The 10,203-nt window shown below is 65.0% G+C and carries 8 protein-coding genes; 2 read left to right on the top strand and 6 right to left on the bottom strand.

Features of this window, described 5'->3' with window-relative positions; genetic code table 11:
- Positions 1-576 (bottom strand): GTP-binding protein (locus LQV45_RS11330; protein WP_230007113.1); only part of this gene is annotated, 576 nt, incomplete at its 3' end.
- A gap of 318 nt (positions 577-894) precedes the next feature.
- On the opposite strand from LQV45_RS11330, the gene LQV45_RS11325 reads away from it, so the two are divergent.
- Positions 895-1,791: an SGNH/GDSL hydrolase family protein gene (locus LQV45_RS11325; protein WP_230007112.1), complete on the top strand. Its 897-nt coding sequence runs from the start codon at positions 895-897 to the stop codon at positions 1,789-1,791.
- Between the two features lie 188 nt (positions 1,792-1,979).
- Here the strand turns inward: LQV45_RS11325 and LQV45_RS11320 are convergent, their stop codons facing one another.
- From LQV45_RS11320 to LQV45_RS11300, 5 genes are all read right to left on the bottom strand, one after another.
- A complete protein-coding gene (locus LQV45_RS11320; RefSeq protein ID WP_230007111.1) occupies positions 1,980-3,701 on the bottom strand; it encodes an ABC transporter ATP-binding protein in 1,722 nt (573 codons plus the stop codon).
- A gap of 11 nt (positions 3,702-3,712) precedes the next feature.
- On the bottom strand, positions 3,713-4,711 hold the full coding sequence (locus tag LQV45_RS11315) for an ABC transporter permease (protein ID WP_230007110.1): 999 nt from the start codon (positions 4,709-4,711) through the stop codon (positions 3,713-3,715).
- Positions 4,701-5,630: an ABC transporter permease gene (locus tag LQV45_RS11310; RefSeq protein ID WP_230007109.1), complete on the bottom strand. Its 930-nt coding sequence runs from the start codon at positions 5,628-5,630 to the stop codon at positions 4,701-4,703. The genes LQV45_RS11315 and LQV45_RS11310 overlap by 11 nt, the downstream gene beginning before the upstream one ends.
- 223 nt (positions 5,631-5,853) lie before the next feature.
- Complete coding sequence (locus LQV45_RS11305; RefSeq protein ID WP_230007108.1) at positions 5,854-7,494, bottom strand: ABC transporter substrate-binding protein; 1,641 nt, start codon at positions 7,492-7,494, stop codon at positions 5,854-5,856.
- Positions 7,495-7,799: 305 nt separating this feature from the next.
- Positions 7,800-9,626: an ABC transporter ATP-binding protein gene (locus tag LQV45_RS11300; protein WP_230007107.1), complete on the bottom strand. Its 1,827-nt coding sequence runs from the start codon at positions 9,624-9,626 to the stop codon at positions 7,800-7,802.
- A 78-nt stretch (positions 9,627-9,704) separates the two neighbouring features.
- Here LQV45_RS11300 and LQV45_RS11295 point away from each other — a divergent pair.
- Positions 9,705-10,203: PH domain-containing protein (locus LQV45_RS11295; RefSeq protein WP_230007106.1), on the top strand; the 499-nt coding region annotated here is incomplete at its 3' end.

Genomic DNA, 10,203 nt, shown 5'->3' with positions numbered 1-10,203 from the left:
AACCGGCACGTTCAGGATCTTGTCCAGGTCGAGGTCCGGAACTTCGTCGGCGAGGTCGGAGGCAAGGCCCAGGAGCAGGTCCATGGATTCGTGGACAACTTCTTCGATCCGCGCGTCGGGGCGGTCGGTCTTGTTGACCAGGAGGATCACCGGCAGGTGCGCGGCGAGGGCCTTACGCAGCACGAAGCGGGTCTGGGGCAGCGGGCCCTCAGAGGCGTCGACGAGGAGGACGACGCCGTCGACCATGGACAGGCCGCGCTCCACCTCGCCACCGAAGTCGGCGTGGCCGGGGGTGTCGATGACGTTGATGGTAATGGTTTCGCCGTTGGAGGACGGTCCGTTGTAGGCCACCGTGGTGTTCTTCGCCAGGATGGTGATGCCCTTTTCGCGTTCCAGGTCACCGGAGTCCATGACGCGGTCTTCGAGGTGGTTGTGCTCGGCAAAGGAGTTGGTCTGCTTGAGCATGGCGTCGACCAGCGTGGTCTTGCCGTGGTCAACGTGGGCCACGATCGCGACGTTGCGCAGGTCACTGCGCGATGCAGTGGCTACCGCGGTGTTGGTGGTGGTTTCAGACATGCGTTATTGCTCGATTCAGTGGTGAAGTCAGCTGTGGTATCGCGACATTTCCAACCGGAACGCACGACAGATAAGTCCCTTTGGCACAGGGCACCTACTACCATTCTAAACGCTAGGTCATTTATTGGCCTAAAATGCGGATCGGTGACCAGCGTCCGCGCTGTCGCCAGAGCAGGACGGGCGCACGGAAATGGTCTATCACGTGTGAGTAAAGTCACTGGATTTTCCAGCGCCCATGCACCATCATTGCTCTGATAGCAGCAAGCAAGCCCGGAGACATTCATGCGAAACGCCTCGGCCCTGTCCCGCTTCGTCGCAATGATGATCGCCACCGGCGTGGTTCTTGGCGGCTGCGGACAGACCTCTTATTCACCTGCGCCCGACGCGGGCTCTTCCGAAGTGGGCTCTTCCGACGCTGGATCATCAGAGTCGGAAGCTGTGGGCACGCCACTGACCGGCAGCGGGGCCGGAGCGGCCGTTGGCGCCGGAGTCCCGGTCGCGGCCGGGTCCGCGGCCAAGACGCGCATCGGGTCCACCATCGACCCCGCCGCACTGCCGAGCGGCTCGACCTACCGCAATCCTGCCAACGGCCGCAACGAGATCATCGTCAAGGACACCAGCAATGTCGCCGTGCTGATTGGCGACTCGCAATCGGAACCTTCCTACGGCTGGCCCAGGCAGGGTCTGGCCGCTGCTGGGTACAAAGTCTTCTTCTGTGGCCGGGGCGGCACCGGTTTCGTGGCGTCCAACGGCAAGACCGGCAACTACATCGACGCGCTTCAGCGCGGCGACTGGAAACTCCCGTACGGCGCTCCTCCCCTCGTGGTGATCGAAGGCGGCGGGAACGATGCCGCACGCGGCGCCTCCGACGCGCAGATCGTCTCCAACGCGGAACGGCTGATCGCCAGCATCCAGCAGCGTTACCCCGCTGCCCGGATACTCATGGTCGGCACACTCGGGCGCGGCGCCCACTACGGCGGAGGACGCCGGAGCGATGTGGACGCGCTTTTGGGGCGGGTGGCGGACCATCACGGGCTGTCGTTCGTCAGCGCAGGCGATTGGCTCACCCGGTACAACCTGACGGGCTCGATGGCGGACCGGGTCCACCTGAACCGGCAGGGCCACGCGGCCCTGGGCGCCGTTTTCGGCCAGCGGCTGCAGTCCCTGGGGTTTGACTACGCCGACCCCGGCATGCTCGCCGGCTTATCCCACTAACGCAGGCTTGTCCCACCGGCGCAGGCACCGCCAGCGGACGCGCCACCGGCGCAGGCACCGCCGGCGCACGGGCCACAGCACAACAAAGGAGCCGGTGTCCGCCCCGAAGGGAGGACACCGGCTCCTGTACTGCCAGCCGCTAAGCGCTGCTGGCGGCGGACTTCTTCAAGCCCTCAGGAAGCGGCCGCTCAGGCCACGTCCATTTCCGGCGGCAGCATGAGGCCGGCGCCGGGGATGGCGTTGAGCAGCGCCCGGGTGTAGTCCTGCTGCGGCGACTCGAAGACGTCGTCCGTCGAGCCTGTTTCCACCAGCTTGCCCTTCTCCATGACGCACACGCGGTCGGCGATCTGCCGGACCACCGCGAGGTCGTGGGTGATGAACAGGTAGGTCAGGCCGAGCCGGGACTGCAGTTCGGCGAGCAGGTTCAGCACCTGCGCCTGCACCAGCACATCCAGTGCCGAGACGGCCTCGTCGCAGATGATCACTTCGGGGTCCAGGGCCAGGGCGCGGGCGATCGCGACCCGCTGGCGCTGGCCGCCGGAGAGCTCGTTGGGGTACCGCTGCATGGTGGACTGCGGCAGCGCCACCTGGTCCAGCAGTTCCCGGACCTTCTTCTCGCGGCTGGCCTTGTCCCCGATCTTGTGGGTCCGCAGCGGTTCCTCGATGGTCCGGAAGATGTTGTACATCGGGTCCAGGGAACCGTACGGGTCCTGGAAGATCGGCTGTACCCGGCGCCTGAAGGCGAAGAGCTCCTTGCTGTTCAGCGTGGAGGTGTCCACGCCGTCGAAGATGATCTTGCCGGAGGTCGGCGTCAGGAGGTTCAGGACCATCTGCGCCACCGTGGACTTGCCGGAACCCGACTCCCCCACGATCGCCGTCGTGGTTCCCCGCTTGACGTTGAAGGAGATGTCGTCGACGGCGGTGAAGTCCGTGGACTTGCCCAGGCCAGAACGCAGCTTGAAGACCTTCCTGAGGTTCTGGATCTGCAGGACGTCGTCGGACTTGGCCGGCTCAACCACGCCGGTCTCGCTCGGGGCGAGCATGTCGTCGGTTTCCACACCGAGTTCCTTGGCCGCCTGGATGCGCCGGGACGCCAGCGACGGCGCCGAGGCGACCAGCCGCTGGGTGTACGGGTGCTGCGGGTTTTGCAGCAGCTCCAGCGAGGGTCCGGATTCGACAACCTGGCCGCGGTACATGACCACCACCTGATCGGCACGCTCGGCGGCGAGGCCGAGGTCGTGCGTGATCAGCAGCACCGCGGTGCCCAGTTCCGTGGTCATCTTGTCCAGGTGATCGAGGATCTGGCGCTGCACGGTCACGTCGAGCGCCGAGGTCGGCTCGTCCGCGATGAGCAGGCGCGGCTGGCAGGCGAGCCCGATCGCGATCAGCGCGCGCTGGCGCATGCCGCCGGAGAACTCGTGGGGGTACTGCTTGGCGCGGCTTCCGGCGTCGGGCAGCCCGGCCTGGGAAAGGACCTTGGCGACGTCGTCGGGGCCGCTCGGGAGTCCGTTGGCCTTCAGCGTCTCGCGGACCTGGTCGCCGATCTTCCACACCGGGTTCAGGTTGGACATCGGGTCCTGCGGGACCATTCCGATGCTGTTGCCGCGCAGTTCGATCATCCGCTTTTCGCTGGCGTTGGAGATGTCCTCGCCATCGAACAGGATCTGGCCTGCCGCGACCCGCCCGTTGCCCGGGAGCAGGCCGATAGCAGCCAGCGCGGTGGTGGACTTGCCGGAGCCCGACTCGCCCACAATCGCGACGGTTTCGCCCGGCATGACGGTGAGGTGGGCGTTGCGGACGGCGTTGACCTCGCCGTTGCTGGTGGTGAACCCGATGGCCAGGTCCTTGATTCCAAGCAGCGGGCGCTCAGTGGCGTACTCAGCTTCCTGGAAGTCAACAGAGGCGCTCATAGTGTCCCCTTTCATCGCTTGCGGGCTTTGGGATCGAGGGCATCACGCAGGGCATCGCCCAGCATGATGAAGCTCAGGACGGTGATGGACAGCGCGATGGCCGGGTAGATCAGTGGCATCGGGTTGGACCGGAGGGAAGCCTTCGCCGCGTCGATGTCATTGCCCCAGGACATGACGCTGGCCGGCAGCCCGATGCCGAGGAAGGACAGGGTGGACTCGGCCACGATGAACGTTCCCAGGGAGATGGTGGCCACGACGATGATCGGAGCCAGCGAGTTCGGCAGGACGTGGCGCATGAGGGCGCCGAACTTCGAGACGCCCAGCGACCGGGCGGCCGTGACGAAGTCGGCGTTCCGGACCTCAACGACGGCGCCGCGGGTGATGCGGGCAATCTGCGGCCAGCCGAAGATGATCAGGATGAGCACCAGCGTCCACACGGTCTTGTTAGCCCGGAACATCGGCAGCTGCATCAGCACGATCGCGCCCAGGATCAAGGGAAGGGCGAAGAAGATGTCATTGATGCGGGCCAGAACCGAGTCGATCCAGCCGCCGTAATAGCCGGCGACGGCACCCATGATGCCACCGATCAGCAGCACGCCGATGGTGGTCAACAGGCCCACGGTCACCGAGGACCGCGTACCGAAGATGACACGGGCATAGACGTCGCAGCCCAACTGGGTGAAGCCCAGCGGGTGGCCCGCGGCGGGGCCGGCGTCGGAGTTGGCCAGCTGACAGGCCTCCGAGGTCGGGTCGATCGGCGAGAAGAGCCCCGGGAAGAGCGACACCGCCACGACCACGAGGATCAGGAACACGGAGATGATGAAGAGCGGCTGCTTGCGCAAGTTCTTCCAGGCCTCACCCCACAGGCTTAGCGGTGCGGCTTCGTCCTTGACCCGGTCCGTTACCTGGAGCGGAGTCTCGGAGACATCGGCCACGAAGTGCACGGTCCGGCGGGCCGGGCGGCGCGAATCGGCGTGCCGTGCGGTGGTGGTGGTGTTATCAGGAGTCATAACGGATCCTCGGGTCAAGCCAGCCGTAAAGCAGGTCAACGAGCAGGTTGGAGAGGCAGTAGATCAGCACCAGGACGGTGACGATCGAGACCACCGTGGGCCCTTCGCCGGACAGCACGGCCCGGTAGAGCCGGTTGCCTACGCCCGGAACGTTGAAGATTCCTTCCGTGACGATTGCCCCGCCCATCAAGGCACCGAGGTCGGCGCCCAGGAAGGTAATGACGGGAATCAGGGAGTTGCGCAGGATGTGGACGCGGACCACCTGGAACCGGGAGAGGCCCTTGGCGGTGGCGGTGCGCACATAGTCGGCGTTCATGTTTTCGATGACGGACGTGCGGGTCAGGCGCAGGACGTAGGCGAACGATCCCAGTCCCAGCACGATCGCCGGCAGGATGAGGTCCGGGATGGTCGCCGCAGAGCTGACGGTCGGTTTGGCCCAGCCGAGCTGAACTCCGATGGTGAACTGCAGCAGGAAGCCGAGGACGAAGATCGGGATGCCGATTACGATCAGCGAAAAGATCAGAACCGTGGCGTCAAAGAGCTTGCCCTTGCGCAGGCCGGCGATGAGGCCGAAGATGATGCCGAAAAAGGCCTCGAAGATCAGCGCCATGATGGCCAGCCGCGCCGTGACGGGGAAGACCTCGCCGAGCACGGCGGCGATGGGGCGTCCGGAGAAGTCCTGGCCGAGGTCGAACGTGAAGATGCTCTTGAGGTAAAGCAGGTATTGCATCCAGAACGGCTGGTCAAGGTGGTACTGCATGCGCAGCTTGGCTGCGACCGCCTCGTTCACCGGCTTGTCGCCGAACAGGGCCACGATGGGGTCACCGGGCAGGCTGAAGACCAGGAAATAGACCAGCAGTGTTGCGCCCAGGAAGACGGGAATCAGTTGCAGGAAACGCTTGAGGATGTATGTCGACATCAGCGAGTCACACCCTCGTTGGCAGGCATCCTGTCCAGGGATGCGGCGGAGTTGTTCATCAAAGAACCTTTTCACTATGGATGCAGGCCGGCGCCGGTTTGCTCACGGCGGCAGGGCTGCGAAAAGTTCGCCCGAAAGAGCCGGGCATCAAGAAAATAAATGGAGGGGAAGCACGACGACGGCGGAGGCCCCAGTATGGGCGGCCCCCGCCGTCGTTTTGTTGTTACTTACCGGTTACGTTGTAGTACAGCGGGACGCCGTCCCAGCCGTAGTCGACGTTGGTGACCTTGTCGCTCCAGCCGCCCTGGGCAACCTGGTACCACAGGGGGATGGCCGGCAGGTCCGTCAGGAGAATCTCCTGGGCCTTGTTCATGGCCTTGTTGCCGTCGCTGACCGACGCGGCGTTCAGGCCGTCGGAGATGGCCTTGTCGAACGTCGGGTTGGCGTAGCTGGCGTCGTTGGAGCCGGCACCGGTCTTGTAGATCGGGCCGAGGAAGTTGTACAGGGACGGGTAGTCTGCCTGCCAGCCGGCACGGATGGAGCCGGTGAGGGTCTTGGCGGTGGCGTCGTTGCGGGCTTCCTTGAAGGTGGCGTACGGCTTGCCTTCAACCTTGATGCCGAGCGTGTTCTTGAGCTGGTTGACTACTGCCTCAACCCAGGCCTTGTGTCCGCCCTTGTCGGCGTTGTAGGCAATGGTGAACGTCTTGTTCGCGTCCCACTTCTGGATGGCGTCAGCCTTGGCCCAGGCTTCCTTGGCCTTGTCGGCGTTGAAAGTCAGGTTCTCGGCTCCGGCGATCGAGTCGCTGTAGCCGTCAAGCACGGGTGCCGTGAAGTCCTTGGCGGGCTGACGTGCACCGTTGAAGATCACCTTGGTGATCTCTTCGCGGTTGATCGCCATGGAGATCGCCTGGCGGCGGAGCTTGCCGGCGTCGCCGCTCCATTCCGGCAGGTATTCCGGGATGGCGATGGTCTGGTTGCCGGCGTACGGCTTGTTGATGGTGCGGTCGCCGAGGTCAGACTTGAAGTTCTTCAGCGCGCTGGTCGGGATGGTCTGCAGGATGTCCAGGTTGTTGGACATCAGGTCCTGGTACGCCGAGTCGTCGTTCTGGTAGATCTTGAACGTCACGCCGGCGTTCTTGGCCTTGCGCGGGCCGTTGTAGTCCGGGTTCGGAACGAGCTGGATCTGCACGTTGTGCTGCCAGCCGCCGTCCGCGAGCTTGTACGGGCCGTTGCCGACCGGCTTCTCGCCGAAGCCCTTCGGGTCCTTCAGGGCACCGGAGGGAACCGGAACAAACGCGGTGTAGCCAAGGCGAAGCGGCCAGTCAGATTCCGGCTGCTTCAGTTCGACGGTGAACGTCTGGTCGTCAACGACCTTCAGGCCGGACATGGTCTCAACCGTGGAGCCCTCTGCGCTGGCTTCGTCGTAGCCCTTGATGCTTTCGAAGAAGCCACCGCTGAGCTGGGCGTTCTTGGCTGCGGCGCCGAAGTTCCAGGAATCGACGAAGGACTTGGCCGTGATGGCCTCGCCGTTCGTGAACTTCTGGTCCTTCTTGACCTTGATGGTGAAGTGCTGGCCGTCCTTGCCCTCGATGGACTCGGCGAGTTCGTTGACCGGCTTGCCGCTGGGGTCGTAGCTGACCAGACCCGCGAAGATCATGTCGATGACCTTGCCACCGCCGACTTCGTTGGTGTCGGCGGGCATGAGGGGACGCTGGGGTTCCGAGCCGTCGGCGAGGATCACTTTGCTGGTGTCGCCGCCGGTACTGCCGCTACCGGTTGCGGAGCCGCTGGCACCGCATCCGGTCAGGGCGAGGGCGGCGATAGCCACCATGCCCAGTGCTTTGGAAGTGCGCGAAAAACGCATTCCGCCTCCTATGAGTTGTGGGAGTTCGTGAGGGAAAAACTTATGCTTCCCCGTAAGCAGGCACAGGGGTATCCCCTGTGACGTGGCCTACATATGGAAGTAGCCTAGCCCTAAACCGTCCAAATGTTGGAACTCTGTTGCCAAACCGTGATCCGACAATCTCATGACGAGTAACGTCAAGCGGAGTGTATTTCAAGTCACACGCTACCGGCTGGTAGTATTCGCCCGCGGTGTGACCTGGGTTACTCGCCCTTAACTGGAATCTGCCGGTTTTCGCCCCTGTTCCGACCCCCTCCAGGCAAGCCTCAGCTGGCCCCTGACAGCAGCTGCGCGCGCAGTTCGCGGCGCTCGCGCTGCTTGTCCGGATCCGGCAGCGGAACCGCCGCCAAAAGCCGCTGGGTGTAGGGCTCCTGGGGATTGCGGAGGATCTGGTCGCGGGTCCCCTGCTCCACGATCCTGCCGCGCTGCATGACACAGATCCGGTCCGCGAGCACGTCCACCACCGCGAGGTCATGGGTGACGAAGAGGCAGGCGAACCCCAGTTCCTTCTGCAGGTTCTGGAACAGATCGAGCACCTTGGCCTGGACTGAGACGTCGAGGGCGGAGGTGGGCTCGTCGGCGACCATCAGCTTGGGCTTGAGCGAGAGGGCCCGCGCGATCCCCACGCGCTGCTTCTGGCCGCCGGAGAGCTCGTGCGGGTAGCGGTTGCGGTAGTCGCGCGGCAGCTCGACCTGGTCCAGCAGCGCCTCAATCCGCCGCTGCAGGTCGGCGCCCTTCGCGGCCCGTGCCAGGAACATCGGCTCCCCGATGCTTTCCCCGATGGGCAGCCGGGGGTTCAGGGACGACGACGGATCCTGGAACACCATGCCGACGTGCCGGCGCATCTCGTGGAGCTGCCGGCCGTTCCTCTTGGCGGCGGAAATATCCTGCCCGACTACCCGCATGGTGCCTGCCGCCACCGGCAGCAGGCCGACGGCGGCCCGGCCGATGGTGGTCTTTCCGGAGCCGGACTCGCCGACGAGACCGACCACCTGTCCGGGATAGATGACCAGGTTGGCCCCTTCCACGGCACGGAACGCCGGCACCCGGCCCTGCTTCGGGTACTCGATGGCGACATCGGTGAGCTCCAGGACCGGCTCGCCCTTCGGCTTGGCCGCTTCGGCCGCGGCCAGGGCGGCGGCGTTTTCGCGCTCGCGCCGGATCAGCTCGTCTTCAGGAATGGAGAGGATCTCGACGTGGGTCGCGGCGGCGAGGGCGGCGGTGACGTCCACGTCCGCCGTGGAATCCGCGCCGCCCTGGCCCAGGTGTGGGACCGCAGCCAGCAGCGCCTTGGTGTACTCGTGCTGCGGGTTGTGGAAGATCTGCGCTGCCGTGCCCGTCTCCACGATCAGGCCCTTGCGCATGACGGCGATCCGGTCGGCGAGGTCGGCCACCACTCCCATGTCGTGGGTGATGAGCACAATGGCGCTGTCCAGTTTGTTCCGCAGGTTGCGCATGAGGTCAAGGATTTCGGCCTGGACGGTCACGTCGAGGGCCGTGGTCGGCTCATCGGCAATGAGCAGCTTCGGGTCGCAGGAGAGCGACTGCGCGATCATGGCGCGCTGGCGCTGGCCGCCGGAAAGCTGGTGCGGGTAAGACCGGAAGGCCTTCTCCGGATCGGGCAGTTCGACAAGTTCCAGCATGCGCAGGGCCCGGAGCCGGGCTTCTTCCGGGGAAACTTCATTGTGCAGACGCACAGTTTCGACGATCTGCGACCCCACGGTGTACACCGGGTTCAGGGCCGTCATCGGCTCCTGGAAGATCACCGCGACGTCCTTGCCGCGCACCGCGCGGATATTGGCCTCATTGCTCCCCAGCAGCTCACGGCCGGCAAGCTTGACACTTCCTGTCACACGGCTGTTACTCGGCAGCAGGCCCAGCAGCGCCATCGAACTGGCACTCTTTCCGGAGCCGGACTCCCCCACGATGGCGAGCACTTCGCCGGCCCGGACCTCGTAGTTCAGGCCGATCGCTGCCGGGACCCATTTCTTGTCCACGCCGAAATCCACGCTGAGATCCCGGACCTCCAGGACAGGTTCGCCTTTGCCAGGCACAGGTGACGCCGGCGGATCGAGGGTGATGAAGTCAGTCATGATGGGCTATCCTTCCGCCCGGGCCGCCGGTGCACCGGGGATTAGTGCTGCGGCTCGGAATACTGAATTATTGGGGGCATGAGCTCTACGCCGCACGCCGGAAATGTTGAAGTCTTCAAAGCACGAACCAACAAGTGGTTCGCGTTGCTGTCCTGGGCGGTGGCCGCGTTCGGTGTCGTGGTCACGGTCGTCATGGCCGGTCCGGGGGCGCTGGGCGGCATCGCCCCGCTGGCCTTCATTGCCTTCATGGGCTGGCAACTGTTCTGGATGCCGTCCGTTGTAGTCCACGATGCCGGCGTCACCCTGGAGAATCCGTTCCGCTCGATTGAGGTGCCGTGGGCAGCGCTGGTGCACGTCGATACCCGTTTTGCGCTGACGCTGGTCACCGCCCGGAAGAGCTACACCTCCTGGGCCGCGCCGGCCCCCGGTATCTGGGGCGGCCGCCATGCCCGCCCGGAGGACCTCCACGGCCTGCCGGCAACCACCTACGGTCCCGGCAAGTCGGTCCGTCCGGGAGATCTGAAGACCACGGACTCCGGCCAGGCTGCCATGCTGGTGCGGGCCCGGTGGCATGACC

Source organism: Microbacterium sp. Bi128 (assembly GCF_918698205.1).
This window is presented reverse-complemented; position numbering and strand designations above follow the sequence as displayed.